Origin of the sequence: Micromonospora sp. NBC_00421 (assembly GCF_036017915.1) — a bacterium.
Lineage (GTDB): Bacteria > Actinomycetota > Actinomycetes > Mycobacteriales > Micromonosporaceae > Micromonospora.
Map to the genome: position 1 here is coordinate 7,182,614 of NZ_CP107929.1, position 26,050 is coordinate 7,208,663.

General features: G+C 72.5%; 24 protein-coding genes. 12 read left to right on the plus strand and 12 right to left on the minus strand.

What is annotated here, in order from left to right:
- The first annotated feature begins 60 nt into the window (after positions 1-60).
- Positions 61-1,506 (plus strand): cobyrinate a,c-diamide synthase, encoded by a 1,446-nt coding sequence (locus OHQ87_RS31085; RefSeq protein WP_442930629.1) that lies wholly within the window; start codon positions 61-63, stop codon positions 1,504-1,506.
- Between the two features lie 51 nt (positions 1,507-1,557).
- Here the strand turns inward: OHQ87_RS31085 and OHQ87_RS31090 are convergent, their stop codons facing one another.
- A complete protein-coding gene (locus OHQ87_RS31090; RefSeq protein ID WP_328343687.1) occupies positions 1,558-3,690 on the minus strand; it encodes a transglycosylase domain-containing protein in 2,133 nt (710 codons plus the stop codon).
- Between the two features lie 134 nt (positions 3,691-3,824).
- On the opposite strand from OHQ87_RS31090, the gene cobC reads away from it, so the two are divergent.
- The 3 genes from cobC to cobA are packed head-to-tail and all read left to right on the plus strand — an operon-like array spanning position 3,825 to position 7,308.
- Positions 3,825-4,910 carry an Rv2231c family pyridoxal phosphate-dependent protein CobC gene (gene cobC / locus OHQ87_RS31095; RefSeq protein WP_328343689.1) on the plus strand — a complete coding sequence of 362 codons (1,086 nt, stop codon included), beginning with the start codon at positions 3,825-3,827 and terminating at the stop codon, positions 4,908-4,910.
- Entirely contained in the window at positions 4,910-6,022 is a 1,113-nt protein-coding gene (gene cobT, locus OHQ87_RS31100; protein ID WP_328349103.1) for a nicotinate-nucleotide--dimethylbenzimidazole phosphoribosyltransferase, read from the plus strand. Before cobC ends, cobT begins: the two co-directional genes overlap by 1 nt.
- Positions 6,019-7,308 carry a uroporphyrinogen-III C-methyltransferase gene (gene cobA, locus OHQ87_RS31105; RefSeq protein WP_328343691.1) on the plus strand — a complete coding sequence of 430 codons (1,290 nt, stop codon included), beginning with the start codon at positions 6,019-6,021 and terminating at the stop codon, positions 7,306-7,308. Before cobT ends, cobA begins: the two co-directional genes overlap by 4 nt.
- Before the next feature lie 401 nt (positions 7,309-7,709).
- Here the strand turns inward: cobA and otsB are convergent, their stop codons facing one another.
- From otsB to OHQ87_RS31125, 4 genes are all read right to left on the minus strand, one after another.
- Positions 7,710-10,271 carry a trehalose-phosphatase gene (gene otsB, locus OHQ87_RS31110; RefSeq protein WP_328349105.1) on the minus strand — a complete coding sequence of 854 codons (2,562 nt, stop codon included), beginning with the start codon at positions 10,269-10,271 and terminating at the stop codon, positions 7,710-7,712.
- A gap of 41 nt (positions 10,272-10,312) precedes the next feature.
- Positions 10,313-11,713, minus strand: coding sequence for an alpha,alpha-trehalose-phosphate synthase (UDP-forming) (locus OHQ87_RS31115; RefSeq protein ID WP_328343693.1), 1,401 nt, complete (start codon positions 11,711-11,713; stop codon positions 10,313-10,315).
- Between the two features lie 141 nt (positions 11,714-11,854).
- A complete protein-coding gene (locus OHQ87_RS31120) occupies positions 11,855-12,247 on the minus strand; it encodes a hypothetical protein (protein WP_328343695.1) in 393 nt (130 codons plus the stop codon).
- Complete coding sequence (locus OHQ87_RS31125; RefSeq protein ID WP_328343697.1) at positions 12,244-12,528, minus strand: hypothetical protein; 285 nt, start codon at positions 12,526-12,528, stop codon at positions 12,244-12,246. The genes OHQ87_RS31120 and OHQ87_RS31125 overlap by 4 nt, the downstream gene beginning before the upstream one ends.
- A gap of 212 nt (positions 12,529-12,740) precedes the next feature.
- Here OHQ87_RS31125 and ettA point away from each other — a divergent pair, with 212 nt between their 5' ends.
- The 4 genes from ettA (at position 12,741) to OHQ87_RS31145 (ending at position 16,388) form a co-directional block, all read left to right on the plus strand.
- Positions 12,741-14,417 (plus strand): energy-dependent translational throttle protein EttA, encoded by a 1,677-nt coding sequence (gene ettA / locus OHQ87_RS31130; RefSeq protein WP_328343699.1) that lies wholly within the window; start codon positions 12,741-12,743, stop codon positions 14,415-14,417.
- 2 nt (positions 14,418-14,419) lie between these two features.
- Positions 14,420-14,866, plus strand: a complete 447-nt coding sequence (locus OHQ87_RS31135) for an acyl-CoA thioesterase (protein WP_328343701.1) — start codon at positions 14,420-14,422, stop codon at positions 14,864-14,866.
- On the plus strand, positions 14,863-15,675 hold the full coding sequence (locus tag OHQ87_RS31140) for a hypothetical protein (protein ID WP_442930630.1): 813 nt from the start codon (positions 14,863-14,865) through the stop codon (positions 15,673-15,675). The genes OHQ87_RS31135 and OHQ87_RS31140 overlap by 4 nt, the downstream gene beginning before the upstream one ends.
- 131 nt (positions 15,676-15,806) lie before the next feature.
- Complete coding sequence (locus OHQ87_RS31145) at positions 15,807-16,388, plus strand: YbjN domain-containing protein (protein WP_328343703.1); 582 nt, start codon at positions 15,807-15,809, stop codon at positions 16,386-16,388.
- A gap of 17 nt (positions 16,389-16,405) precedes the next feature.
- Here the strand turns inward: OHQ87_RS31145 and OHQ87_RS31150 are convergent, their stop codons facing one another.
- The 3 genes from OHQ87_RS31150 to OHQ87_RS31160 form a co-directional block, all read right to left on the minus strand.
- The gene (locus OHQ87_RS31150; protein WP_328343705.1) at positions 16,406-16,792 is read right to left on the minus strand and encodes a globin; all 387 of its coding nucleotides are present in this window, start codon (positions 16,790-16,792) and stop codon (positions 16,406-16,408) included.
- Positions 16,793-16,879: 87 nt separating this feature from the next.
- Complete coding sequence (locus OHQ87_RS31155) at positions 16,880-18,247, minus strand: MFS transporter (RefSeq protein WP_328343707.1); 1,368 nt, start codon at positions 18,245-18,247, stop codon at positions 16,880-16,882.
- A gap of 265 nt (positions 18,248-18,512) precedes the next feature.
- Positions 18,513-19,649: a mechanosensitive ion channel family protein gene (locus OHQ87_RS31160; protein WP_442930871.1), complete on the minus strand. Its 1,137-nt coding sequence runs from the start codon at positions 19,647-19,649 to the stop codon at positions 18,513-18,515.
- Positions 19,650-20,362: 713 nt separating this feature from the next.
- On the opposite strand from OHQ87_RS31160, the gene OHQ87_RS31165 reads away from it, so the two are divergent.
- On the plus strand, positions 20,363-20,908 hold the full coding sequence (locus OHQ87_RS31165; protein WP_328343709.1) for an HNH endonuclease: 546 nt from the start codon (positions 20,363-20,365) through the stop codon (positions 20,906-20,908).
- A 45-nt stretch (positions 20,909-20,953) separates the two neighbouring features.
- On the opposite strand, the gene OHQ87_RS31170 is transcribed toward OHQ87_RS31165, so the two are convergent.
- The 3 genes from OHQ87_RS31170 to OHQ87_RS31180 form a co-directional block, all read right to left on the minus strand.
- Positions 20,954-21,736: a class F sortase gene (locus OHQ87_RS31170; protein WP_328343711.1), complete on the minus strand. Its 783-nt coding sequence runs from the start codon at positions 21,734-21,736 to the stop codon at positions 20,954-20,956.
- Positions 21,737-21,740: 4 nt separating this feature from the next.
- Positions 21,741-22,265: a hypothetical protein gene (locus OHQ87_RS31175; protein WP_328343712.1), complete on the minus strand. Its 525-nt coding sequence runs from the start codon at positions 22,263-22,265 to the stop codon at positions 21,741-21,743.
- Positions 22,266-22,352: 87 nt separating this feature from the next.
- Positions 22,353-22,814 (minus strand): Lrp/AsnC family transcriptional regulator, encoded by a 462-nt coding sequence (locus OHQ87_RS31180; protein ID WP_328343713.1) that lies wholly within the window; start codon positions 22,812-22,814, stop codon positions 22,353-22,355.
- A gap of 145 nt (positions 22,815-22,959) precedes the next feature.
- Between OHQ87_RS31180 and OHQ87_RS31185 the strand changes: the two genes are divergently transcribed.
- Entirely contained in the window at positions 22,960-23,862 is a 903-nt protein-coding gene (locus OHQ87_RS31185) for a tryptophan 2,3-dioxygenase (protein ID WP_328343714.1), read from the plus strand.
- 51 nt (positions 23,863-23,913) lie between these two features.
- Here the strand turns inward: OHQ87_RS31185 and OHQ87_RS31190 are convergent, their stop codons facing one another.
- Positions 23,914-24,852, minus strand: a complete 939-nt coding sequence (locus OHQ87_RS31190; RefSeq protein WP_442930872.1) for a poly(ethylene terephthalate) hydrolase family protein — start codon at positions 24,850-24,852, stop codon at positions 23,914-23,916.
- A 391-nt stretch (positions 24,853-25,243) separates the two neighbouring features.
- Between OHQ87_RS31190 and ctaJ the strand changes: the two genes are divergently transcribed.
- Positions 25,244-25,546 (plus strand): aa3-type cytochrome oxidase subunit CtaJ, encoded by a 303-nt coding sequence (ctaJ, locus tag OHQ87_RS31195; RefSeq protein ID WP_436837636.1) that lies wholly within the window; start codon positions 25,244-25,246, stop codon positions 25,544-25,546.
- Positions 25,533-25,946, plus strand: a complete 414-nt coding sequence (locus tag OHQ87_RS31200) for a DUF5130 family protein (protein WP_328343715.1) — start codon at positions 25,533-25,535, stop codon at positions 25,944-25,946. The genes ctaJ and OHQ87_RS31200 overlap by 14 nt, the downstream gene beginning before the upstream one ends.
- Positions 25,947-26,050: the final 104 nt, after the last annotated feature.

Consider the following 26,050-nt stretch of genomic DNA (forward strand, 5'->3'; position numbering starts at 1 on the left):
GGATCGGCGGTCTCCAGCGTCGGCTTGGGCGGGTATGGTCACGCGAGCGGATCGCCGCCGGTGTTCCTCCCGGCCGTCCGCGCGCCACCACCCGTCGCCACCGAGGAGTCGATGATGACCGCCGTGCCGCGCCTCGTGTTCAGCGCGCCGTCCTCCGGTCACGGCACCAACGCGCTCTCCGTCGGCCTGCTCGCGGCCCTCGCCGACCGGGGGCTCGACGTCGCCGGTTTCAAGGTCGGCCCGGACCACGTCGACGCCGCGTACCTCGGCCTGGCCGCCGGTCGCCCCGGCCGCACCCTCGACCCCCGGCTGGTCGGCGCCGACCGGCTCGGGCCACTCTTCGCGTACGGTGCCGAGGGCGCCGCGTTGGCCCTGGTCCAGGGCACCATGGGCCTGTACGACTCGGTCGCCGGCCGGCCCGACGCGGAGTCCACCGCCGCCGTCGCGACCGCGCTGCGCAGCCCCGTCGTGCTGGTGGTGGACGTGGCGGCGATGGGGCAGTCGGTGGCCGCCCTGGTGCACGGCTTCCGCTCGTACGACGAGCAGCTCTGGTTGGGTGGGGTGATCCTGACCCAGGTCGCCTCCGGCCGGCACGAGTCCATGCTCCGGGAGGCGCTCGACGACGTCGGGATGCCGGTCTACGGCGCGCTGCGTCGCCACGAGCTTCCCCCGGTGCTCCCCTCGCGCCGGCACGGTGTGGTGCCGGTCCTCGCCCGCGACGCCGAGGCGACCCGGGCGGTCCGCCGGCTCGGGGAGGCGGTTGCCGGCACGGTCGACCTGGAGCGCCTGCTCGCGCTGGCCCGTTCCGCCCCGGCGCTCTCCGTCCCACCGTGGTCGCCCGTCCCCGGGGCTCCGGCCACCACGGCTCCGGCCGGGGACGCGCCGGTGGTGGCACTCGCCGGGGGACCGGGTGGCAGCTACGGCCACCCGGAGGTCGCCGAGCTGCTCCGGGCCGCCGGGGCGCAGGTGGTCACCGTCGACCCGCTACGCGACGAGGCGCTGCCCGCCGGCACCCGCGCGCTTGTCGTCGGCGGCGCGTTGCCCGAGTCGTACGCGCGGGATCTCTCGGCGAACCGGCGGCTCTGCATCGCGGTGGCCGAGCTGGCCCGCACCGGGCGTCCGGTGGTCGCCGAGGGCACCGGCCTGCTGTGGCTGGCCCGCGAGCTGGACGGGTTGCCGATGTGCGGGGTGCTGGACGCGATCGGCGGCAGTCGGGACGGCCTGGTGGTGGGCTACCGGGAGGCGGTCGCCCAGTCCGACAGCGTGGTCGCCGGCACCGGGGCGACCGTGGTCGGCTACAAGCAGCACGGTGCCGTGCTCACTCCCAGGTCGGGGCCGCGGGCCGCCTGGAGTTGGGAGGGTGGCACGCCCGAGGGCTTCGTCTGGCGGGGCGTGCACGCCTCCCAGCTCGGCCTGCACTGGGCGGCGTACCCCGAGATCGCGACCCGGTTGGTGACGGCGGCGGCGCTGCCCTCGCCGGTCGAGGGCGTCGCCGCCCCGGCCTGACCACCACCGCCCGGCGGCCCGGGTCTCACCCCCAACGCCAGCATCCGGGTGTCAGCCGACGATGGCGTCCGACGGTGGGGTGAACTGGCGGGTCGGGGTGCCCTTGAGGCCGTCCCGCAGGGTCTGGGCGACCGCGTTGACCGGGACCTGGGACTGCCCGTCGCCGACGGCGTTGAACGGGTTGTCCGGGTCGGCGATGAAGCTCGCCGCCGCCAGTTCCGGGGTGTAGCCGACGAACCAGGCTGACCTGGTGCTGTCCGTGGTACCGGTCTTGCCGGCCACCGGGCGGCCCACCGTGCGGCGGACGCTGTCCGCCGTCGACCAGCCGCCGCAGGTGCCCTTGGCCGGGGTGTCGCCGGTGGGGCAGCGGGCCGCGTCGGTGGCGGCGCGGGCCGCGTCGGCGTTGACCACCTGGCGGCAGCGGGGCTTCGCGACCTCCCGTTCGATGCCCCCGGCGGTCTTGTAGGTGGCCGGGGTGCCGTCCCGGTTGGTGATCGAGTTGACGGGCATCGCCTCGCAGTACCGGCCGTCGGCGGCGATCGCGGCGTACGCGTTGGCCATCTCCAGCGGGGTGGCGTCGGAGACACCCAGGGTGAACGCGCCCCACTTCTTCGCCTTGGCGGGCGACGCCTGCTCCTTGTCGACGTCGGTACGCCAGCGCAGCCCCAACTGCTCGGCGAGGTGCACCCCCCGGTCCGCGCCGATCTTCTCCTCCAACTGGACGAAGTAGGTGTTCACCGACTTGCCGAATCCGGACCACATGGTCTGCCGGCCGGTCATCGCCCCGCTGGCGTTGGACGGCGCCCAGCCGTCGTAGACGGCCGACTTGTACCGGTACGGCGAGTCGAACGCCGTGGACAGTGGCATCCCGGCGTCCAGGGCGGCCAGCATCGGGAACATCTTGAACGTCGAGCCGGCCTGGTAGCCGGGGAGGGTGCCGCCGCCGAGCAGCGGGGCCACCGTGTTCGGATAGTTTGCTTTCGTCTTGGGGTCGGCCTCGGGGTTGGAGCTGGGTCCGTTCTCGCTGACGTCCAGCGAGTACGTCCGGTTCACCGCCATCGCCTTGATCCGCCCGGTGCCCGGTTCGGCGACCACGATCCCGTTGGCGAAGGGGCTGCCGACCCCGTCCTTCGCGCCGACGTTCTTCTCGGCGGCGGCCTGGACCTTGGGGTCGAGACTCAGCACGATCCGGTAGCCGCCCCGGCGCAGCTTGTCCATCCGTTCCAGCCGGTTCTCCCCGAACGCGGGCTGCGCGCTCCACCAGTTCTTCACGTAGTCGCAGGCGAAGCCCCAGGTGTTGTACCTACTGGGTATCGAGGCGCAGTCGTTGGGCGGGGTGGTGGGCCGGGTGCGGATCGGTTCGCTCTTGGCGACCGCGGCGGCGTCCGGGGACAGGTAGCCGAGTTGGGCCATCTTGTCGAGGACGTAGTTGCGCCGGCCGGTGGCCTCCTTCTGGTCCGAGCTGAGCGGGTCGTACTCGGAGGGCGACTTGACCAGGCCGGCGAGGGTGGCCGCCTCGACCGGGGTGAGGGTGGCCGGGGTCTTGGAGAAGAAGATCTGCGCCGCCGCGTAGATGCCGTACGCCCGGTGGCCGAAATACGCCGAGTTGAGGTAGCGCTCCAGGATCTGCTCCTTGGTCAGCTCCTTCTCGATGTCCAGCGCCATCCGCATCTCCTTGACCTTGCGCAGGCTGGTCTGCTGGGTTGCCTCCTGCACCTCCTGTGGCGTCTGCGAACTGTCCCGCAGCGCCATCCGGACGTACTGCATGGTCAGCGTGGAGGCGCCCTGGGAGACGCCGCTGGAACGGGCGTTGGCCACGAAGGCGCGGGCGACGCCCTTGGGGTCGACCCCCCGGTGCTGGTAGAAGCGGTTGTCCTCGGCGGCGACGATGGCCTGCTGGATGTTCGGCGACATGTCCGACAACTTGGTGTACTGCCGGTACTCCTCGTAGAACATCGTCAGGATCGTCGTGCCGTCCGGGGCGTAGAGGTAGGACGTCTCGGCGGGCAGGGCGGTGCGCAGGATGTTCGTCTTGTGCTCCACGGCGTGCGCGGTGGCCTTGGCACCCAGGCCTGTCACGGCGGCCAGCGGGTACGCCACGGCGGCGAGCACGATGCCGGCGATCAGCCCGGCGCGGAGGAGTGGAACGGAACGACCTGCGGCGGCGAAGGATCGATTGCTCACCTGGTCAAGTTATGACATTTCCGATTCATCCATGAGAAGAATTCATGAACGCTCCGGAGTTGGTCGAGTCCCGTGATGTGGCCCACGCCCGGATCGGCTGTCCCAGGCGTCGGCTTCCCGGCAGGATCGCGGTCATGCAAGGGCAACCGACAGGCACCGCGCCGGCCACCGGCACCGAGCCGGACCTCGCCCACCACGGCGACGCCGAGGCCGCCCCCGGCCTGGTCGACCTGGCCGTGAACGTCCGCCGGGACCCGATGCCGGACTGGCTGGCCGACCCGATCACGGCCGCCCTCGCCGACCTGGCCGGCTACCCCGACCCCCGCCCGGCCCGCGCCGCCGTCGCCGCCCGGCACCGCCGTCCACCGGCGGAGGTGCTGCTCACCGCCGGTGCCGCCGAGGGCTTCGTGCTGCTCGCCCGCGCCCTGACCGGGGTACGCCGGCCGGTGGTGGTGCACCCGCAGTTCACCGAGCCGGAGGCTGCTCTGCGGGCCGCAGGCCACCAGGTCGAGCGGGTGCTGCTCGACGCCGCCGACGGTTTCCGGCTCGACCCGGCCCGGGTGCCGGTCGACGCCGACCTGGTCATGATCGGCAACCCGACCAACCCGACCTCCGTGCTGCACCCCGCCGCCGACCTGGCCGGGCTGGCCCGCCCCGGCCGGGTGCTCGTCATCGACGAGGCGTTCTCCGACACCACCGGCGTACCCGGCGTCGACGGTGAGCCGGAGTCGCTCGCCGATCGTCGGGACCTGCCCGGCCTGGTGGTGGTGCGCAGCCTCACCAAGACCTGGGGGCTGGCGGGCCTGCGGATCGGTTACCTGCTGGGCGAGGCCGCCCTGCTGGAACGGCTGGCCGCCGCCCAGCCGCTCTGGGCCGTCTCCACCCCGGCGCTGGCCGCCGCCACCGCAGTCGCGTCGCCGACCGCCGTCGCCGTCGAGCGCGCCGTCGCCGCCCGGCTCGCCACCGACCGCGAGCACCTGGTGACCCGCCTGTCGGCTCTGCCCGGGGTACGCGTCGCGGGCCGCCCGGCCAGCGCCTTCGTCCTGATCCACCGGCCCGGGGCCGACCGGCTACGCCAGTTGCTGCGCGAGCGCGGCTGGGCCGTCCGACGCGGCGACACCTTCCCCGGGCTGGGACCGGACTGGCTGCGGATCGCCGTCCGCGACCCGGCGACCACCGACGCGTTCATCGAGATACTGGCGGAGATCCTGGAGGCATGATGCTGGAGACGACGATCGCGGCGATCGGTCCGCTCGACGGGTCGGCGATGACCGCCGCCCGGGACCTCCAGGCCCGGCTCACCAAGCCGGCCGGCTCACTCGGTGCCCTGGAGGAGCTGTCCGTACGCCTGGCCGGCCTGGCCGGAGCCTGCCCGCCCCCGCTGCCCGAACCGGCGGCGGTGGCGATCTTCGCCGGTGACCACGGCGTGCACGCCCAGCGGGTCACCCCGTGGCCGCAGGAGGTCACCGCCCAGATGATCGGAAACTTCCTGGCCGGCGGGGCGGTGGTCAACGCGTTCGCCCGGCAGGCCGGCGCCTCGGTCACCGTGGTCGACGTCGGGGTCGCCACCCCGCTGTCATTCCCACCCGAGGCGACCGCCGGCACCGCCGGCCCGGCGGGCGGCCCGACCGGTGCCGTCCTCGCGCCGCCGCGCCTGGTCGACGCGAACGTGCGGCGGGGCACCCGGGACATGACGGTCACCGCCGCACTCACCCGGGACGAGGCGCGGGCGGCGATCGAGGTCGGCATCCGGGTCGCCGACGAGTTGGTCGACGCCGGGGCGGGTGTGCTGCTCACCGGGGACATGGGGATCGCCAACACCACGCCGTCCGCCGCACTGATCGCCGCTTTCACCGGGGTGGACCCGGGCGAGGCGACCGGCCGGGGGACCGGGGTGGACGACGAGACGTACCGGCGCAAGGTCGGCGTGGTGCGGGCGGCGCTGGAGCGGCACCGGCCCGACCCGGCCGATCCGCTGGGGGTGCTGGCGGCCGTCGGTGGCCTGGAGCACGCGGCGCTTGCCGGCCTGATCCTCGGTGCGGCGGCCCGCCGGGTTCCGGTGCTGCTCGACGGGGTGATCGCGGTCAGCGCCGCGCTGGTCGCCGCCGCCCTCGCCCCCGACGCGGTCGGCGCGATGATCGCCGGGCACCGCTCCGCCGAGCCGGGTGCCAGCGTGGCGCTGCGCCACCTCGGCCTCGACCCGCTTGTCGACCTGGGCCTGCGGCTCGGCGAGGGCACCGGCGCGCTGCTGGCGTTGCCCGTGGTCACCGGCGCGGTCCGGGTGCTGCACGAGGTGGCCACCTTCGATGCGGCGGGGGTCTCCGAGAAGTGAGCGCCAACCCGTACCCCCTCGGCCTGCGGCTCGCCGGGCGGCGGGTGGTCGTGGTGGGCGGCGGCGCCGTGGCCAGCCGCCGGGTGCCCGCCCTGCTGGACGCCGGCGCCGACGTGCTGCTGGTCGCCCCCGAGGTGACCCCGGCGCTGCGCGCGCACGTCGATGCCGGGCGGCTGCACTGGCGGCCCCGCCGGTTCGCCCCCGACGACCTGGACGGCGCATGGCTGGTGCAGGTCGCGGTGGACGACCCGCACGCCGCCGCCTCGGTCAGCGCGGTCGCCGCCGAACGGCGGATCTTCTGCGTGCGGGCCGACGACCGGGCGGCGGCCACCGCCTGGACCCCGGCGGTCACCCGGCACGGGCCGGTGACGGTGGCCGTGTTGGGCGGGGGCGACCCGCACCGGGCGATGAGTGTCCGGGACGCCGTCCGGGAACTGCTCACCGCGCGGACCGGGCTGCTCGCCGATCCGGGGGAGACCGTGGTGGTCGGGGTCGCCGCGGGCGCGCAGGGTCCGGTACCGGCCGGGCTGGGAAGCGGGGAGGCCCCTCCCCCCGGCCCGATCGGACGGGTGTCGCTTGTCGGCGCGGGACCGGGCGACCCGGAGCTGATCACCGTGAAGGGGTGGCGGCTGCTCACCGAGGCGGACGTGGTGGTCGCCGACCGGCTGGTCCCCGGGCTGCTCCTGGACGAGTTGCGCCCCGACGTCGAGCTGGTCGACGCCGCCAAGATCCCCTACGGGCCGTCCCGCGCGCAGGAGGAGATCAACCGGATCCTGGTCGACCGGGCGCTCGCCGGGAAGGTCGTGGTCCGGCTCAAGGGCGGTGACCCGTACGTCTTCGGCCGTGGCGGGGAGGAGCTGCTGGCCTGCGCGGCGGCCGGCGTACCGGTGACCGTGGTGCCGGGGGTGACCAGTGCGATCGCCGTGCCGGCGGCGGCTGGTGTCCCGGTCACCCACCGGTCGGTGGCGCACGAGTTCACAGTGGTCTCCGGGCACGTCGCCCCGGACTCGCCGGTCTCCCTGGTGCGCTGGGAGGCCCTCGCCGGCCTGCGCGGCACCCTCGTGGTGCTGATGGGGCTGAAGAACCTGGCCGCCATCACCGCCGTCCTGACCCACCACGGCCGGGACGCGGCGACCCCGGTCGCGGTGATCCAGGAGGGCACCACGGGGAGCCAGCGGAGCCTCCGCTCGACCCTCGGCGCGGTGGCGGCGGACGTCGTCGAGGCGGGTCTGCGTCCACCGGCCATCGTGGTGATCGGCGACGTGGTCGACGCCCTCACCACCTGACCGCCGGGCCGAGGGACGGCGACTGGCAGCAGCGACGAGCAGTGCCGGCCGGCCGACTATGACCGTGCGCGGCCCCTTTGGACCTGATGACGTCAACGAATCGCTCGCGGCGGTGTGGGACCGGGTCGTCAGCCTGGTCGTCGACCGTCGCGGGCAGCAGCAGCGCGGGTGAGTCGCATACGTCATCAGCTCCAAAGCACGCGAATGTCAGCTCTGGAGCCCGCCACACGGTGCCGAGCCTCGTCGCCGTGCCGAGAGACCCGCGGCGCTGACCACCGGACCCGGGGCGGTTACCGTCGGGCCCGGGGCGGCGGTCAGCGGGACGGTAGGCGCTGCGGGACGGTACGAACGCGACGACGGCCGGGAGTGGCTCCTCCCGGCCGTCGTCGGTGCTGTTCAGATCACTGCTTGAGCATGTTGTCGAGCAGCAGGGCGCAGCGGATCAGCCCGAGGTGGCTGTACGCCTGCGGGTGGTTGCCCAACCCGCGTTCGGCAAGCGGGTCGTACTGCTCGGGGAGCAGCCCGGTCGGGCCGGCGGTGTCGACCATCTGGGCGAACAGCTCCTCGGCGTCGGTGCGCCGACCGGTGCGCAGGTACGCCTCGATCAGCCACGCCGTGCAGATGTGGAAGCCACCCTCCCGGCCGGGCAGGCCGTCGTCCCAGTGGTACCGGTAGACGACCGGACCGCTGCGCAGATCCGCCTCGATCTTGAGCACGGTGGAGAGGAAGCGCGGGTCGTCCCCCGGGAGGAGGCCGGAGAGCCCGATCCAGAGCGAGGAGGCGTCCATGTCCTCGTCGCCGTACGCGACGCTGTACGCCTCGACCTCCTCGTGCCAGCCGTTCTCCAGCACGTTGGCACCGATCCGGTCGCGCAGTTCGACCCACTCCGGCCGGTCCTCGCCGTCGTGCTGACGCACCACGTGCAGGGCCCGGTCGACGGTCATCCAGCACATCACCTTCGAGAAGATGTGGTGCCGAGGTGGGAGGCGGGCCTCCCAGATGCCGTGGTCGGGCTCGTGCCAGCGGCGACGGACCGCCTCGACCATGTTGTCGAGCACCCGCCACTCGTCGTCGCGGACCGAACCCCGGGCGTCGGCGACGGCCGCGATCAGATCGGCGATCGGCCCGAAGACGTCCAGTTGGAGCTGGTGGTTGGCGAGGTTGCCGACCCGGACCGGCCGGGAACCGGCGTACCCGGGCAGGGTGTCGATGACCGCCTCGGCACCCAGCTCGTAACCGTCGACGGTGTAGAGCGGGTGCAGCCGCTCGGGGTGCCCGCCGGTGCGCTCGATGCAGCCGTCCACCCAGCGCAGCAGCGCCTCGGCCTCCTCGATCGAGCCGAGGTCGACCAGGGCCCGCGCGGTCATCGCCGCGTCGCGCAGCCAGCAGTACCGGTAGTCCCAGTTGCGGACGCCGCCCAGCTCCTCCGGCAGCGAGGTGGTCGCCGCCGCCAGGATCGAGCCGGTCGCCTCGTGGCAGAGCCCGCGCAGGGTGAGCGCGCTGCGGGCGACCAGGTCCCGGGCGGTGGCGGGCAGCCGTAGCGAGGCCACCCAGTCCTTCCAGGGCTGCTCGGCCCTGGCCTGCCGGTCGTGGATGGCGACCGTGTGGTCCTCCAGGCTGTGCGTGCCGAAGCGTAGCTCCAGCACCACCCGGCCGCCGGTGGCGGAGAGGTCGACCACGGCGTGCGCGGTCTGGTACCCGCCGTCGTTGCGGACCTGCCAGGACACCCCGGGGGAGTAGAGCGCGACCGGCTCGTTGGAGCCGAGCACCAGCAGGCCGTCGTCCATCGGCTGGAGCTGGGTGGCGACCTGGCCGAACTCGGGGCGCGGGGCGAACTCGATCCGGGCCCGGCCTGAGCCGGTGAGCACCCGGACCAGGGTGGAGTCACCGGTGATGACCGCCGGGCCGTCCGGGGTGGTCTCCCGGGCCGGTAGGTCCAGCCAGTCGGTGACGGTGAGCCCCGACCAGCGGGTCTCGACGGTCATCGTGCCGTTGCGGTAACGCTGGCCCAGCGGGATTCCGCCGCGCTCCGGCCCGACCGTGAAGTGCCCGGCCGGGCTGCCGCCGACCAGGTCGGCGAAGATCGCCGCCGAGTCGGGCTTGGGGTGGCAGAGCCAGCTGACCTTGGCCTCGGGGGTGAGCAGCGCGACGGTACGGCCGTTGGCCAGCATCGAGTGCCGCTCGATAGGCACCGCCCGCTCGCCGAAGAGCCAGTGCCGGCGGGTCTCCAGCAGCAGACCGAGCGCGCGGGCCGCCTCGATCGGCTCGGCCACCCGGTAGTGCGCCTGGGTGTCGCCGGGGCCGATCTTGATGCCCAGGTCGGGGCCGTGCAGGTTGCCGAAGGCGTTCTCGTCGGTGACGTCGTCGCCGATGAAGAGCACCGCGCTGGCCGAGAGCTGGGTCCGGAGCTGGTCGACCGCGGTGCCCTTGTGGGTGGCGACCACCGACAGCTCGATGACCTCCTTGCCCTGGGTGACGGTGACGTCGTCCCACTTCGCCGGCCCGTTGCGGACCGCCTCGACGGCGGCGGCGGCGACCTGCGGGTCGACCCCGCGGGTGTGCACCGCGACGCTGGCCGGCTTGCGCTCCAGCCGTACCCCCGGGTGGGCGACGGCGATCTCGCGCAGCGCGTCGCGCAGCCGGGTGCGGACCGCGACCAGTTCGGGGGAGAGCCGCTCGACGAAGCCGATGTCGAACTCGGAGCCGTGGCTGCCGACGAGGTGGATCTCGTTGGGCAGCCGGGACAGCGCGGCCAGGTCGCGCAGCGCGCGCCCGGAGACCACCGCGACTGTGGTCTGCGGCAGCGCGGCCAGCGCCCGGACGGCGGCGACCGACTCGGGCAGCGGCACCGCCTTGCTCGGGTCCTCGACGATCGGCGCGAGGGTGCCGTCGTAGTCGCAGGCGACCAGGAGCTGTGGTACGCGGGCGATCCGGCCGATCGCGGCGAGCAGCTCCGGGTCCATCGTCCCGGCGGCGGGGGTGATGATCTCGGCGGTGGGGGCGTTCACTCGGCCTCCGTCCCCGGTGCGCCCAACTCGGTCAAAAAGGAATTCGCCCAGTGCCCCACATCGTGGGTGCGCAGATGACGTTGCATGATCCGCATGCGTCGACGGGCCTCCGGCTTCTCTACGTGTACAGCCCGCAGGAGGGCGTCCTTGACGGCGTCGGGGTCGTGCGGGTTGCACAGGAACGCCTGACGCAGCTCGGTGGCCGCGCCCGCGAATTCGCTGAGCACGAGCGCACCGCCCTGGTCGGCGCGCGACGCGACGTACTCCTTGGCCACCAGGTTCATTCCGTCTCGCAGCGGGGTCACCATCATCACGTCGGCCGCGACGTACATCGCGGCCAGTTCGGAGCGACTGTACGACTGATGCAGATAATGCACCGCAGGCACGCCGACCCTGCCGAATTCGCCATTAATCCGACCAACCTCGCGTTCTACCTTGACACGAAGTGCCTGGTAGTGCTCCACGCGCTCGCGGCTGGGGGTGGCGACCTGCACCATAACCGCGTCCGGAACTGTCAACTTTCCGTCAGCAAGAAGTTCGCGGAAAGCCTTGAGTCTGAGCTCGATGCCCTTGGTGTAGTCGAGCCGGTCCACGCCCAGGATGATCGTCTTGGGGTTGCCCAGCTCCTCGCGGATCTGCTTGGCCCGCGCCTGGATCGCCGGGTCCTCGGCCAGCCGCTCCATCTCCCTGGTCTCGATGGAGATCGGGAACGCGCCGGCCTTCACCTGCCGCCCGTCGACCTGGATCATCTGGCCCTCGTAGCGCAGGCCGAGCAGGTGCCGGGCCAGCCGGACGAAGTTCTGCGCGGCCAACCGCTGCTGGAAACCGACCAGGTCACTGCCGAGCAGACCGCGCAGGATCTCGGTGCGGAACGGCATCTGCATGAACAACTCGATCGGCGGGAACGGGATGTGCAGGAAGAAGCCGATCTTGAGATCCGGCCGCAGCTCGCGCAGCATCGCCGGGACCAGCTGGAGCTGGTAGTCCTGCACCCAGACCGTCGCGCCCTCGGCCGCGACGTCCGCCGCGGCCTCTGCGAACCGGGCGTTGACCAGCCGGTACGCCTCCCGCCAGCGGCGCTTGTAGGCGGGGGTCTCGACGGCGTCGTGGTAGAGCGGCCAGATGGTCGCGTTGGACTGGCCCTCGTAGTAGCGTTCCAACTCCTCGGCACTCAACGGCACCGGGTGCAGTCGGATGCCCTCCAGGTCGAACGGCTCCGGGGCGGCGCCGGTGCCACCGGCCCAGCCGACCCAGGTGCCCCGATGCTCGGCGAGGACGGGGTGCAGCGCGGTGACCAGCCCACCCGGGCTGCGTCGCCACTGCCGTCCCTCAGGTGTGCTCACCTCGTCGACCGGCAGTCGGTTGGCCACAACGACAAAGGAGCTACGGACGGTCACGATCGGCCACCTCCGGGTGCTGACGGGTCCACCGCGATGAGCGTACTGAGCGTAGCTGCGGCCTCTGGGACCCAGTGCCGCAGTTACCTACCCGTACCACGCCTGCTGAACCCGTACCGTGATCTTGTCGACATCGCCTGCTCAGAGGTCGATGACCGGCCACTGCTTGGGTAACACCTCAGCGAGCAGTTCCCGCCGGTCCGTCATGATCGGCACCAGGGGGTTGGTGGCGGCTTCCATGGCGAGCTGGGCCAGATCCAGCCGGCCGCTCATCCGGCGCGACCAGCCGCCGAGGTAGCTGCACATGTCCGGCTCCACCGCAGTGACCTGCACCTGGGGCAGCGCGGCGAGCAGTTCGAGCAGTTCCCACTGCGCGACCGTGGCCCGCTCGTGGGCGTGTGCCAGGCAGAGGCCGGGTACCAGCACGTCCCGGGCGTAGTCGGCGGCCTCGGCGATCCGCACCCCGACGGCCCTGGCGCCGGACGAGTAGGCAAGCAGCGCGGCGGTGTCGAGCGCCAGGCCGAACTGCGTCACCGGCGGGCCCTGGCCCGCGCGGCGCGTACCTCTGTCTGGACTCGCGTGGCCTGCTCGCGAAGCTCGGGCGTGATGCCGGCGGCGAGCTGCTGCATCTCCGCGTGGGCCCGGGCCACGTCCTCGTCGGTGATCGCGAACCCGGCGTGGGAGAGGACCGCCCGGGTCTGCTCACCGGCCATCTGACGACGCACCGCCCGCGCGACGAAGGCGGAGACGTTCGGCTCCCGGGCCAACCGCTCCGCGACGTCGTCCGGCAGGCTCACCGCGATCTTCTTGGTCATACAAAGACGCTAACCAGTTATACCGCGCTGCCGCAACGCGGCACGCCGTACCGCTGCCGGGGCGGGGTGATGTGGGCGCGGCGGGCCGTACCTGTCAGGATTGACTATGGCGTGCGCGTGGCCGGCCCCCGGCCGGCGGCGGCGGGCGAAGGTCGCAGCCCGCGCCGCGCCGCCGCCCGAGGCGACAGCAATCGACGGAGGTAGCCCGCACCGTGGCCCAGTACATCTACGTCCTGGAAAAGGCGCGCAAGGCGCACGGCGACAAGGTCGTGCTCGACAACGTGACGCTGAGCTTCCTGCCGGGGGCCAAGATCGGTGTGGTCGGTCCGAACGGCGCCGGCAAGTCCAGCCTCCTCAAGATCATGGCAGGGCTGGACAAGCCGAGCAACGGCGAGGCCCGGCTCATGCCCGGCTACACCGTCGGCATGCTCGCCCAGGAGCCCCCGCTCAACGACAGCAAGACCGTGCTCGGCAACGTCGAGGAGGCGGTCGCCGAGACCAAGGCCAAGCTGGAGCGGTTCAACGCCATCGCCGAGCAGATGGCCACCGACTACTCCGACGAGCTGATGGAGGAGATGGGCCGGCTCCAGGAGGAGCTGGACCACGCCGACGCGTGGGACATCGACTCCAAGCTCGAACTCGCCATGGACGCGCTGCGCTGCCCACCGCCGGACGCCGACGTGACCCAGCTCTCCGGTGGTGAGCGCCGCCGGGTCGCGCTGTGCAAGCTGCTGCTGGAGGCACCCGACCTGCTGCTGCTCGACGAGCCCACCAACCACCTGGACGCGGAGAGCGTCTCCTGGCTTGAGCAGCACCTGGCCAAGTACGCCGGCACCGTCATGGCGATCACCCACGACCGGTACTTCCTGGACAAGGTGGCCGGCTGGATCCTGGAACTGGACCGGGGCCGGGCCATCGGCTACGAGGGCAACTACTCCACCTACCTGGAGAAGAAGGCCGCCCGGCTGGCCGTCGAGGGTCGCCGGGACGCCAAGATGAAGAAGCGGCTCACCGAGGAGCTGGAGTGGGTCCGCTCCAACGCCAAGGCCCGCCAGACCAAGTCCAAGGCCCGCCTGGACCGCTACGACGAGATGGCCACCGAGGCGGAGAAGACCCGCAAGCTGGACTTCGAGGAGATCCAGATCCCGCCGGGCCCGCGCCTGGGCAGCACGGTGATCGAGGCCAACCAGCTCGGCAAGGGCTTCGGCGACCGGCTGCTGATCGACGACCTGTCGTTCTCGCTGCCGCGCAACGGCATCGTCGGCATCATCGGCCCGAACGGCGTCGGCAAGACCACCCTGTTCAAGACCATCGTCGGGCTGGAGCAGCCGACCAGCGGCGAGGTCCGGGTCGGCCCCACCGTCGCCCTGTCGTACGTCGACCAGAACCGCGAGGGCCTGGACGGCGACAAGACCGTCTGGGAGGTCGTCTCCGACGGGCTGGACTACCTCATGGTGGGCAAGGTCGAGATGCCGTCCCGGGCGTACATCGCGGCGTTCGGGTTCAAGGGGCCCGACCAGCAGAAGCCGACCAAGGTGCTCTCCGGTGGCGAGCGCAACCGGCTCAACCTGGCGCTGACCCTCAAGATCGGCGGCAACGTGATCCTGCTCGACGAGCCGACCAACGACCTGGACGTCGAGACGCTGTCCAGCCTGGAGAACGCGCTGCTGGAGTTCCCCGGCTGCGCCGTGGTGATCTCCCACGACCGGATGTTCCTCGACCGGGTCGCCACCCACATCCTGGCCTGGGAGGGCGACGACGAGAACCCGTCGAAGTGGTTCTGGTTCGAGGGCAACTTCGACGCGTACGAGAAGAACAAGATCGACCGGCTCGGCGCCGAGGCGGCCCGCCCGCACCGGGTGACCTACCGCAAGCTGACCCGCGACTGAACATGGCGGACCGTTTCGTCTACCACTGCACCCTGCGCTGGTCCGACCTGGACGCGTACGGCCACGTCAACAACTCGCGCTTCCTCACCCTGTACGAGGAGGCGCGGGTGGCGTTGATGTTCGCCGGCGGCAAGGCGTGGGGGGTCGGCTCGTTCGCCGACGGGGTCGTCATCCGCCGACACGAGGTCGACTACCTGCGCCCGGTCGACTACGCGCTCGGCCGGGCGACCGCCGAGGCCGCGCCGACCGTCCGGATCGAGCTGTGGGTGGAGCGGATCCGGGCCGCCTCGTTCACCGTCGCCTACGAGCTGTACGACGGTGCGGTGCTGGCCAGCACCGCCCGTTCGGTGCTGGTCCCGTTCGACCTGGTCGAGAAGCGGCCCCGCCGGCTCAGCGACGACGAGCGGGCCTTCCTGGCGTCGTGGGCCCTGACCGGCGGAGCGGCGTGAACGCCGGGTCGCCCGCCCACCAGGGGCGCGGGGACACTCCCCACCCGGTTCACGCAGGCGCGGCCGACGCGGGGCGCGGGGACGTCGCCCACGCCGGGCGCGGGGACACGGCCGACGCGGGGGCCTTCCTCGCCCGGCTGGTGCGCTTCGACCCGGCCACGGTGGTCCGGTTGCGCCCGCTGGCCGATGTCGGCCGTACCGCCCTCTGGGCCCGGTTGCCGTGGGACGTGCTTGTGGTCCGGACGGTGGCGGGGCGGGCCCCGGCCGACGTCACGGTGGTCGCGGCCGAGCTGCTGGCCCGGTTGGCCCCGGCCGACGCCGGGCCGCCCGCGGCCGGCGATGCCCTGGCCGACGGCGACCGGTGGCCCTGGCCGTTGCCCCCGGCCCGGGACGACCGGTGGCGCTGGCCGCTGCCCCCGGCGGCGAGTCGACCGGTCGAGGCGCTGCCCGCCGCCGAGCTGAGAGGGATCGCCGAGGCGGCGGCGGGCACCCTGCGTGCCGCCGCCACCGAGGGGGTACGCGGTCGCGCGGTGGGGCAGCGGATGCTGCGGGACGCGCTGTTGGACCATGTCGCGGTGACCGTCACCCCGGACACCGGGCCGACCGAGCCGGTGGAGGTGACCCAACGACTGGTGCAGGGTCTGGTCCGGATGGGATTCCTCGGCCCGGCCGGTGGCGGTGGGGCGAGGGAGGTCCAGGTCCGGGTGGCCGGTCGGTGGGTCGGCCTGGTGGGACCATACGGAGCCGCCTGGTCGCGGAAAGTTCCCGATCTCGCAATTCGTCCGGTACGGGATCAGCCGAAAGTATGACCCCGGCTCATTCTTCCGGACTGGGGCTGCCGTTGGGGGGGTGTCTCAACCCGGCTGTCCGGGTACCGTCCATCCTCGGATCCAACGCACCGTAGGCGATTGGATCCGCTGGGGAGTGAGGTGCGCGAGCGATGCCGTGGTGGTCATGGCGCCCTGGTCCCGCCGCTGGCGGCGACTCGGAAACTCGAAGCGGGATCACGGTGGACAGTGTCCGGGTGGGGCCACCGTCCCCCCGCCAGCCGGCGGACGACTGTCCGGTCAGCGAGCGGCCGGTGGTGACCGACCGGCCGGTCTCCGTGGCACCGGTCACCCTCGCCCGGGTCTGTGACGCGCTCGATCTGCTCGACGTGCGTTATCTGGCCGACGGCGACGGCAACCTGCTGGCCATGTGGGAACGGCACGCGGTGCTGGTCACCCTCGAGGGCCCCGAGGACGAGATCCTGGTGATGCGGGCCCGTCCACACGCGACCGTCCCGCCGGACTGGGCAGACCGGGCCTACCGGGTGGTCAACGAGTGGAACCACACCCGGCGGTTCTGCAAGGCCTATGTCGGTGACCCGACCGAGCGCGGCCAACTGCCCATCTACGCCGAGTTGCAGGTGCCGCTCGGTGCCGGGGCGCACGATGCCCTGCTGGTGGAGATGCTGGACTGCGGGGCGGCAGTGGCGACCACCTTCGTCGACTGGTTGCACGACGAGGGCGCCCTGCTCTGAGCGGGCGGCCGGTGCGGTCAGCCGGAGGCCGGGTCCTCCATCACGTTGACCATGAAGTAGGCCGACCGCTCCAGGTAGTCCCAGAGGGCGGTGGCGGTCTCCGGCGGCAGCGCCAACTCGTCCACCGCGTGGCGCATGTGGCGCAGCCAGGCGTCCCGCTCGGCCGCGCCGATCCGGAACGGTGCGTGCCGCATCCGCAGCCGGGGGTGCCCCCGCTGGGCGGAGTAGGTGTTCGGGCCGCCCCAGTACTGCATCAGGAAGAGCGTCATCCGCTCGGCGGCCGGCCCGAGGTCGTCCTCCGGGTACATCGGCCGCAGCAGCGGGTCGGTGGCGATGCCGGCGTAGAACCTGTCGACCAACCTGCGGAAGGTGGGCTCACCGCCGACGGCCTCGAAGAGGGTCATCGACGGAACGGGCCGGGACTCGCCTGCGGAATTCACCGTTCCATCCTGCCAGGTGTGGCGGTGCCACGAGCGCCGCCGCCCGGCCGATCACGTCACAGCGTGCCGGTGACCGGCCTGCTCGCCGACCCGCGTCGGCGCCGTGCCGGGCCGGTCGTCCGGCTGCGGACCGGTGGCGGCATTGGCCAGGTCAGCGGCCTTCACGGCGGCGTCGACGGTCGTCCGGGCCGGCCAGCGCAGCGCGGTGACCAGCATCAGCAGCACCCCCGCGGCGCTCCACACCCCCACCACCACCGGCACCGAGAAGCGATCGGCGAGCAGGCCGGTGGCCAGCACCGCGCTACCCTGGATCACCTGGATACCGGTCGCCATCACGCCGAAGGCACGGGCCCGGTAGCCGTTGGGCAGGGCCCGGACGAAGAGGCCGTTCGCCGTCGGGATCAGACCGGCGACCGCGAAGCCACAGGCCGCCGCGAGCAGGGCGACCACCACCGGCGGGGGATTCAGCAGCGCCGGGACCAGGACCAACGGGGCGAGCACCGCCAGTGGTCGCATCAGGGCGAGCCGGCCGGCAGGTGACACCAACCGCCCCACGAGCAGGCCGCCGACGATGTAACCGACCGGGTTGGCCGCCATGATGACGGCCTGGGCGGCGCCGGAGTCCAGGCCGTTGCCGGAGCGCTCTCCGGCCCAGGCCGCAGCGAGACCCTCCGGGACGATCGAGAAGAGCATGGCGCTGAACACCAGCAGGCTGACCGCCCGCAGGACCGGGGTGCCGAAGACGATCCGGAAGCCCTCGCCGGTCTCCCGCAGCAGATGGGTGCGGTGCGCCGCACTCAGCGTCGGCTCGCGATCGTGGACGCCGAACTGGACGATCAGGGCCGACAGGCCGAAGGTGGCCGCGTTGAGCAGCAGCGCCGCCGTCGGACTGACCGCGGCGACCGCCGCGCCGGCCAGATAGCCGACCACCTGTGCGGCCTGGCTGGCGCTCGCGTTGAGCGACAGGCCCAGCACCAACCGGTCACCGGTGAGGATCACCGGCAACAGCGCCGATCGGGCGGCCTGCCCGGGTGGGTTGGCGAGGGTGGCGGCGAAGAGCAGGGCCAGGATCGCCCAGACCGGCAGACCGGGCAGCACGATCAGGGCGGTCAGCACCATCCGGATAACGTCGCAGGTCACCATCACCTGCCGGTGCCGGTGCCGCTCGGCCAGCGCGGCGAGCAGTGGACCGCCGACCAGCCACGGCAGGTAACTGACCGCGAACGCGGCGGCGGAGAGGGCGACGGACCTGCTCTCCTGGTAGACCAGCACGGTGACCGCGGCCTTGGCGACGTAGTCACCGACCCAGGACAGGACGCTGGCGCCGAAGACCGCTCGGAACTCGGCCCGGCCGAACACCTCACGGAAGGTGGCCGGGTGGTCCGGATCGGGTCGCTGGTCGGACACCGTCGCCTCCATCGTGCCCCGACGCCGGCCACTTGTGATGGCCCGGCGGGGCACCGTCGTCAGATTCGCGGATCAGCGATGACGCGATCACGCTCCTCGGGAACGCGTGCACCGGATTCTGCCCGATCGTCTGACAACTGACTAGGGCGAACGGATTGATCGTCGTATCCCCGACTGAACGAACGGACGATACCCGAGGGGTCAGCCGGTGCGCGAGCAGCGCCCTTCGGGTGGCCGCAACCCGTGTGGACGGCCCTGCGGAGCCACACTGTGGACGTCAGGTCGCGCTGCCCTGCCCGGTGCCGGTGAGGCCGCTCTGCCCGGTGCCGGTGGGGGCGGCCGGGCCGGGGGCGGCGGGGCCGGTGGTCATGCCGACCGGCGGCAGCCCCGGATAGAGCCGGGCCGCCGCGATCCGCGCGGTGATGCCCGAGTTCTCCAGCGCCTCGGCGAGCCTGCGGCGCAACTCCCGGCCGACCGCGAACTGGCCCTCCGCGGTGGTCTTGACCACCGTACGGATCACCGCGCCGTCGACCGTCACCTGCTCGACCCCGAGCACGTCGGGTGGCTCGACGATCTCCGGGGCCAGCTCCGGGTCCATCGCCACCGAGGCGGCGGCCGTCCGCAACACCGCGTTGGCCTCCTCGCTGCCGGCGAACCCGATCGGCAGGTCGATCACGACCAGCGCCCAGCCCTGGCTCTTGTTGCCCACCCGGATGATCTCGCCGTTGCGGATGTACCAGAGCACCCCACGACCGTCGCGGACCGTGGTGACCCGCAGCCCCACCGCCTCGACCACCCCGGTCGCCTCGCCCAGGTCGACCGTGTCGCCGACCCCGTACTGGTCCTCGATCAGCATGAACAGCCCGGCGATCAGATCCTTCACCAGGCTCTGCGCGCCGAAACCGAGCGCCACTCCGGCGATCCCGGCGCTGGCCAGCAGCGGGGCCAGGTCGAAGCTGAACTCGCGCAGGATCATCAGCAGGGCGATGCCGAAGACGAACGCGGTGACCAGGCTGCGCAGCACGGAGCCGATCGCCTCGGCGCGTTGGCGACGCCGTTCGGGCACGAACTCGGTCGGGTCGAGCGTGGCGGTGGGCACCCGCTCGCGCAGTGGACGCAGCAGCGTGGGCACCGCCCCGTCGGTGGTGGTACGGACCAGCCGGTTGATCGTCCGGTGCAGCGCCCACCGGGCCACCAGTGCCAGCAACAGGATCAACACCACCCGTAGCGGCTTGAGCAGGATCCAGTAGCTCCCCTCGGCGAACCAGTCCGAACCGGTCACCCGGTACAGGTATTCGCAGGAGGTGCTGCCCTGGCAGTCGGCACCCGAGCTGCTGCTCGGTTCCGGGCTCGGTGCGGCGGGCAGGACGACGGACCACAGGCTGACGGCGCTCACCCTGTCTTCGTACCGCAGGGGGCCGGACGCCCGACGGGCGACCCACCGCGTCCGCCCCGGGCCTCTTCCTAACACGGCGCGGATCCTCAGACGGGTACCCCGGATTGGTGCGTGCGATCCCTGGTTGAGTAGTCGGTCTGCACCCCGCGGCTTGGCGGGTAGAACTGAAGACGTGCAGCGGTCTACCTGAGGAGGCAAGGTGGTTCCACGCTCGCAGCCCCAGCGGGGTCGGTGCGCCGTCTGCAAACGCGTCGTAGCCCTCACCGCTGACGGAAGAGTCGGGCGGCACGACGGCACCATTCGTGCCTACGCTCCGCCCGAGGAGTGCGCCGGGAGTGGACAGCGAGCGGAAGCTACCGGGTCATGATCGACAGCGACTGCCCGGCATGAGTGAGTGCCACCGGGCGCGCGACTTGATCAATTCCAGCAATCGGCTTCAATGTGAATTCATGATCACCGGGCACGGGACCGGCCCGACTGAGCGCGGAAACTGGTGCAGAACGTCGATAGCTGTTGAGCGCCCCCGCCCTGCTCAAGAGGCGGATCTGTCCGGTTCCGGGTGATGCCTGGGCGGTGTCCGACATTAGTACGTGCAATCCGGGGTCCGATCAGGGACGATTGGCGCAACGGACGACGGTGATCCCGCCGGAGCCGGTCGGGGGTTCCCTGTTGCCCGAGGGCCGACCAGCGCAGCCAGCGGTGGGAGCGGCTGGACCGGGAGGGTGAGCACGATGCCTGACATACGACCCACGGTGGGCTCCGGCGCGCTGGTTCTCAACGCCACCTACGAGCCGCTGTGTGTCGTGTCCGTGCGTCGTGCCGCGATCCTGGTGCTCACCGCCAAGGCGGTCTGCGTCGCCGACGGTGACGGCATCCTGCACAGCGCCCACGACGCGCTGCCCGTGCCCTCGGTGGTGCGGCTGACCCGCTTCGTCCGGGTGCCCTACCGCACCCACGTCGGGCTCTCCCGGCGGGCGATCTTCGCCCGGGACGGTGGCCGCTGCGCCTACTGCCGGGGGCCGGCCGAGACCATCGACCACGTCTTCCCGCGCAGCCGGGGCGGCCGGCACGCCTGGGAGAACGTGGTCGCCGCGTGCGCCCGGTGCAACCACACCAAGGGCGACAAGACCCCGGCCGAGCTGGGTTGGCGGCTGCACAGCCTGCCGGCGGCCCCGAAGGGCAACGCCTGGCGGGTGCTCGGCCACCGCGCGCCGGACCCGCGCTGGGCGGACTGGCTCGACCTGCGCGACCCGCTACGCGAGACCGAGGCCGCCTGACCCGCTACGCGAGACCGAGGCCGCCTGACCCGGGCGGTGGGCGGGTCAGCGGGCCCGGACCAGGGTGGCGTACACCACGAGGTTGTCGGCGTAGCCGGTCCCGCCGCCGATCCAGCGTCCGCCACAGGTGATCAACCGCAGGTTGGGGCGGCTGAAGTCGCCGAAGATCTGGTCGACCGGTAACCGTTCCTTGCCGTACCGCTGGATCTGGTCGACCTCGAAGACGGCCACCCGGCGGTCGGCGCGGGTGACCTCGATCTCGTCACCGTCACGCAACTCCTTGAGCCCGTGGAAGACCGCAGGCCCGGTGGTGGTGTCCACGTGCCCGACGATCACCGCCGGGCCGTACTGGCCGGGGGTGGGGCCCTGGTCGTACCAGCCGGCCTCCTGGGCGCGGGCGGTGTCCGGGACGGCGATGCTGCCGTCCGGGGCGATGCCGACCTGGTGCACCGCCGCCCGCAGGTCGATGCGGGAGATGGCGATCCGGGTCGGTGGGCTCCCCGGCATGACCGGGAACTTCTTCGGCGGCGGGCGCAGGCCGGCGATGAACCGGTCCGGCAGGACGCGCAGTCCGGTGACCCGTTCCACCCCGAGCATCGTCACGATCAGCAGCATCACGGCGGCGATCGCCAACACCGGGAACCCTGGTCCGGATCCGGCGAACCGGCCGCCGAACGCCGGATTCCGGGGCACCGGGCGTACCGGCCGGGCCTGGGTGACCGGGTCGGTGGTGGTCACGCTGGCGGAGAACGCCTGGCCGGCGACCTGGCGGACTCGACCGGCGACCCGGCCGACGCGACCGGCGACCCGGCGGAGACGACGGGCCACCCGGTCAGGAGCCTGGCCGGGGCCGCCGACGGTTGCCGCCGAAGACGCCGAGCCCGGCGACCACGGCGACCACGGCCAGGCCACCGACCAGCAGCAGGGAACCGGCGCCCCGGCCGCTCGCGGTGCCTCCGCCGCCGGTAGCCGGACCCTTGCTCGGCTGGGTCATGTTCAGCACGGTCAGCATGGTCGAGGCGGTGGTGCCGTTGGCGCACCGCAGGTCGACCGGGTAGTCGCCGGGTTGCTTGTTGCCGGGGACGGTGACCGCGCCGGTGAGGAAGCCGTGGTCGGGCCGCAACACCACCCGTCCGAAGGCGTCCGAGTGCACGGTGGCCTGCTGGTTGTTGGCGTTGTCGCAGCTGGCCCGGACGGTGACCCGGGTGCCGGCCTGCGCGCTGTTCGGCGTGACCTCGACGAAGGTGTTCTCGCCGGCCCGCGCCGCTGGGGCCGCCACCAGGACGAACGCCCCGACCAGGGCGAACATCGCCAGTACGGCGAAGACGGCACGACGGTGCAGAGTGAGCCCCCGCATGATTCCCCCCTCCCGGCGACGATTCGCCGGAATCCTGCGACGGGTGTGCGGGCCTGCATTCCCGCTGGCCCGGGGGCAAACCCGGACTCAGCGGTGCCGGGGCCCCGGTGCGGGCGGCAACGGGGTGACCGGATGCCATTGCAGCGGGCTGGAGAGCACCATCGTGCTGGACGGCTGCCCGTATGGGGCGAGCCGGTCGATCACCGCCTCGAACTGCCCGATCGAGCCGGCGGCGACCTTGAGCATGCTGCACGCGTCGCCGGTGATCCGGTGGATCTCCCGGATCTCGGGCCAGTCGACGACCTGCGGGTCGTGCAGGATGCAGCGGGAGCCGTAACAGGACATCCGGATCAGCGCCACCACCGGGCGTCCGGCGCGGGTCAGGTCGACGTGGGCGTGGTAGCCGGTGACCACCCCTGACTCCTCCAGCCGGCGGACCCGTTCGGCGACCGCCGGCGGGGACAGGTGCACCCGCCGGGACAACTCGCTGTACGACAGCCGCGCGTCGGCCTGCAACTCCCGCAGCAGCGCCCAGTCCATCTCGTCCACGCGCTGACCTTACCTTCGACAGGCTTCAGCGCCGAAGTGCTTACCGTACGAAAGGTGATCGGTGGGATCGCCGTCGAATCGGCATTCCATCGCCGGTGTGTGCCGGGGGATCATGACGGGACGGGCATCCGGAGGAGGCGACACGATGGAACAGACGGACCTGCGGGCGCGTACGCCGATCCCGGCGGTGCGCCCGGTCACCCCGCAGCAGCGCAGCGCGCGGGCCGCCCGCAACGGCGGTGAACCCACCCTGGAGTTCACCGACCGGGTGCCCTACGACACCTACGTGCAGGCCAGCACCCTGCACACCCTCCAGCAGCCGCTCAGCTCAGACCCGGGCGAGATGTCCTTCCTGATGGTCAGCCAGATCATGGAGCTGTACTTCGGGTTGACCTGTCACGAACTGCGCCAGGCCCAGCTCGACCTGCGGGCCGACCGGGTCTGGGCGGCGCTCGCCCCGCTGCGCCGGGCCGCCCTGCACCTGGAGGGGCTCAACGCCGCCTGGCGCGGGTTGCGCTGGATGACCCCGGCCGACTTCAACCGGTTCCGCAACCTGCTCGGTGAGGGCTCCGGCTTCCAGTCCGCCATGTACCGCCAGTTGGAGTTCCTGCTCGGGCTGCGCGAACCGGCGCTGATCCGCCCCTTCCGCCGACAGGCCCAGGTGTACGACGAACTGCGTGCCGCGCTGGCCGTACCGAGCCTCTGGGACGAGGTGGTCGCCCTGCTCGGCCGGTGCGGGCACGAGCTTCCCGCCGAACTGCTCACCCGGGACGTCGCCGTCGAACACCTGCCGCATCCCCTGGTCGAGGCGGCATGGGTGACGGTCTACGACGACGACGGGCCGGACAACCACCTGCGGCAGCTCGGCGACGCGCTGGCCGACGTGGCCGAGCAGTTCGGTGACTGGCGGTGGAACCACGTGAAGGCCGTCCAGCGCACCATGGGCGCCAAGGTCGGCAGCGGCGGGTCGGCCGGGCTGGCCTGGTTGCAGCGCAGCATGTCCCGGGTGGTCTTCCCCGAGCTGTGGTCGGCCCGTACCGCGATGTGACCGGCCGGGTCCCCGCCGCCGTGCGGGGTGACGGGCCCGGCCGGTGCGTGGTCAGGAGTGCGGGCAGGTGTCCCGGTACTCCTCGATCGCAGAGCCCCGGGGCGCGGGGCAGAGGAACTGCTCGTAGCGGGTGTCGTCGTCGACGAACCGCTTGAGCCAGGAGATGCTGTACTTCGCCACCGTGACGTTCGCCGAGGTGGGCGCGGAGTGGCCGGCCGCGTTCAACTCCAGGTACGCCTTGTCCAGGCTGGCCGGCAGGCTGGTGTAGAACGGCTCCGAGTGTGACGCCACCGGGGCGGTGGTGTCGTTCTCCGCGCCGATCACCAGCGTCGGCACCCGTACCGACGACCAGTTCTTGACGGTGTGCCAGCCGGTCAGCGGGATGGCGGCCTGCAACGCGGGCCGGGTGTTCGCCGCCGACAGACTGCCGCCGCCGCCCATCGAGTGCCCCATCACCGCGAGCCGGTTCGGGTCGATCCGGCTACGCACCGCGCTGCTGCCGGTCAGGTAGTCCAGGGCGGCGAGCAGTTGGGTGCCCCGGGCGGCCGGCTGGTCGTACACCGAGAGGGTGTCGATGGTGATGACGACGAAGCCCTGCGAGGCCAGTCGCGGGCCGAGCCAGGCGACGCTGGACTGGCTGGCGGTGTAGCCGGGGGAGACGGCCACCGCGCCGAAGGTGCCCTCGGCGGTGCTGGTGGGGTAGTAGACGGTGCCACCCCGGAAGCCGCTCACGGTGGACGCGGCGACTGTGCTCTGGGCGATGGCGAACGGACCACGGGTGGCCTCGATGCCGGCCACCGTGGGGGCGGGGCCGCGTTCGTAGGGGTTGGCGGCGGCCGTGGTGGCGGGTCGGTTGTCGATGGTCGCGGCCGTCGCGCCCGGAGCGGCGACCGCACCGACGCCGACCAGGGCGAGGGTGAGCAGCGGCCGGGCGGCCAACCGGGGCCAGGAGCGGCGGGGGCGGACGGGGTGGGGGTGGAGGGCGGGCACCGGTTGCACGGGGGCTCCCTGCGGGGTGGGTGGACCGGATTCGATCGATACTTGCCGATCGGTACGGGTCATCCTCCGGGTCGCGGCGCGGCGTCCGGCAATCCCGGCCGGGTCATGTCAGGGGAATATGGGGCGGACGCCACACCCGCGCCGCCCGTGTCGGCCCGGCGCAGCGCACACCGAACCGGCAGGATAGGGACGCGCGACCCGACTCGTCGCCACCGCGAAGCCACTGGGACACTGGAGTGACAGGTGGGATCGGCACCCCGCAGGCTCGCGGGGCGTCGGCTCCGCTAACGTGAATGGCAGCGGAGTCGGGAGCTCGATGCCATCATGATCGTCCACCCGACCCGGAAGCTCTGGTCTCTCTTACCGCCTGGGGGCGTTGGGATTGTCTGTCACTGACACGTTGCTGATCTTCGTCGGCATCCCGGCGGCGGTGGTGCTGGTGATCGTCGGGCTGGTCTACGCCGCCAACCACGGCAGCGGCGGCGGCGCCAAGCGCTACCGCCCCGGCCGACGCTTCGACTTCACGCCGGTCTGGTTCCTGGGCCGCCCGGAGCAGTTGGCCGACTCGGCCGGCACCGCCCTGGCCGCCGGTGCCCAGGCGCCGGCGCTGACCAGCCACAAGCAGGAGCAGGCCGGCATCGAGGCGCCGGCCGGTGGAACCGGAGGCGCAAGTGACCGTTGGTGAGCAGGTCGACCAGACCGGGACGGGCACCCCACCCGAGGTGCTGGACGGGCCGTTCTCGACCCGCCAGCTGCTGCGCATCGACGAGGCGCTGCGCCTGGCCGACCAGGGCAGCGGCCTGGTCTTCTCGGTCTACGTCGGCGGCCTCGACGAGCCGGTCCGCGAGCACGCCGAGCGGCTGCACCGCCAGCTCGCCGAGCCGGACCGGTCCGTGCTGATCGCCGTGTCGCCCAACCAGCGCCAGCTGGAGGTCGTCACCGGCAAGTACGCCCGCAAGCGCATCCCCGACACCTACGTCAAGCTGGCCGCGCTGTCCATGGTGGCGTCGTTCGGCGGCGGCGACCTGGCCGGCGGCATCATCCAGGGCCTCGACCAGCTCGCCAGCCACGCCGGCCGAGGCTGAGCCCCACCCGCACGCCTGACCGACCCGGAGCCCGGCCCGCACCACGCGGACCGGGCTCCGGCACATCCGCACGCGGCCGGGGGCCCGCGCCAGACCGGACCGGT

What these genes read in the sequence shown, in the direction of transcription:
- otsB (WP_328349105.1), bottom strand. Translation starts at nt 10,271, where the DNA reads ATGGACCCGGAGCTGCTCGCCGCGATCGGCCGGATCGCCCGCGTACCA.
- OHQ87_RS31145 (WP_328343703.1), top strand. Translation starts at nt 15,807, where the DNA reads ATGCCGTGGTGGTCATGGCGCCCTGGTCCCGCCGCTGGCGGCGACTCG.
- OHQ87_RS31165 (WP_328343709.1), top strand. Translation starts at nt 20,363, where the DNA reads ATGCCTGACATACGACCCACGGTGGGCTCCGGCGCGCTGGTTCTCAAC.
- cobC (WP_328343689.1), top strand. Translation starts at nt 3,825, where the DNA reads ATGCAAGGGCAACCGACAGGCACCGCGCCGGCCACCGGCACCGAGCCG.
- cobT (WP_328349103.1), top strand. Translation starts at nt 4,910, where the DNA reads ATGCTGGAGACGACGATCGCGGCGATCGGTCCGCTCGACGGGTCGGCG.
- OHQ87_RS31125 (WP_328343697.1), bottom strand. Translation starts at nt 12,528, where the DNA reads ATGACCAAGAAGATCGCGGTGAGCCTGCCGGACGACGTCGCGGAGCGG.
- OHQ87_RS31175 (WP_328343712.1), bottom strand. Translation starts at nt 22,265, where the DNA reads ATGCGGGGGCTCACTCTGCACCGTCGTGCCGTCTTCGCCGTACTGGCG.
- OHQ87_RS31150 (WP_328343705.1), bottom strand. Translation starts at nt 16,792, where the DNA reads ATGACCCTCTTCGAGGCCGTCGGCGGTGAGCCCACCTTCCGCAGGTTG.
- OHQ87_RS31185 (WP_328343714.1), top strand. Translation starts at nt 22,960, where the DNA reads ATGGAACAGACGGACCTGCGGGCGCGTACGCCGATCCCGGCGGTGCGC.
- OHQ87_RS31155 (WP_328343707.1), bottom strand. Translation starts at nt 18,247, where the DNA reads ATGGAGGCGACGGTGTCCGACCAGCGACCCGATCCGGACCACCCGGCC.
- OHQ87_RS31135 (WP_328343701.1), top strand. Translation starts at nt 14,420, where the DNA reads ATGGCGGACCGTTTCGTCTACCACTGCACCCTGCGCTGGTCCGACCTG.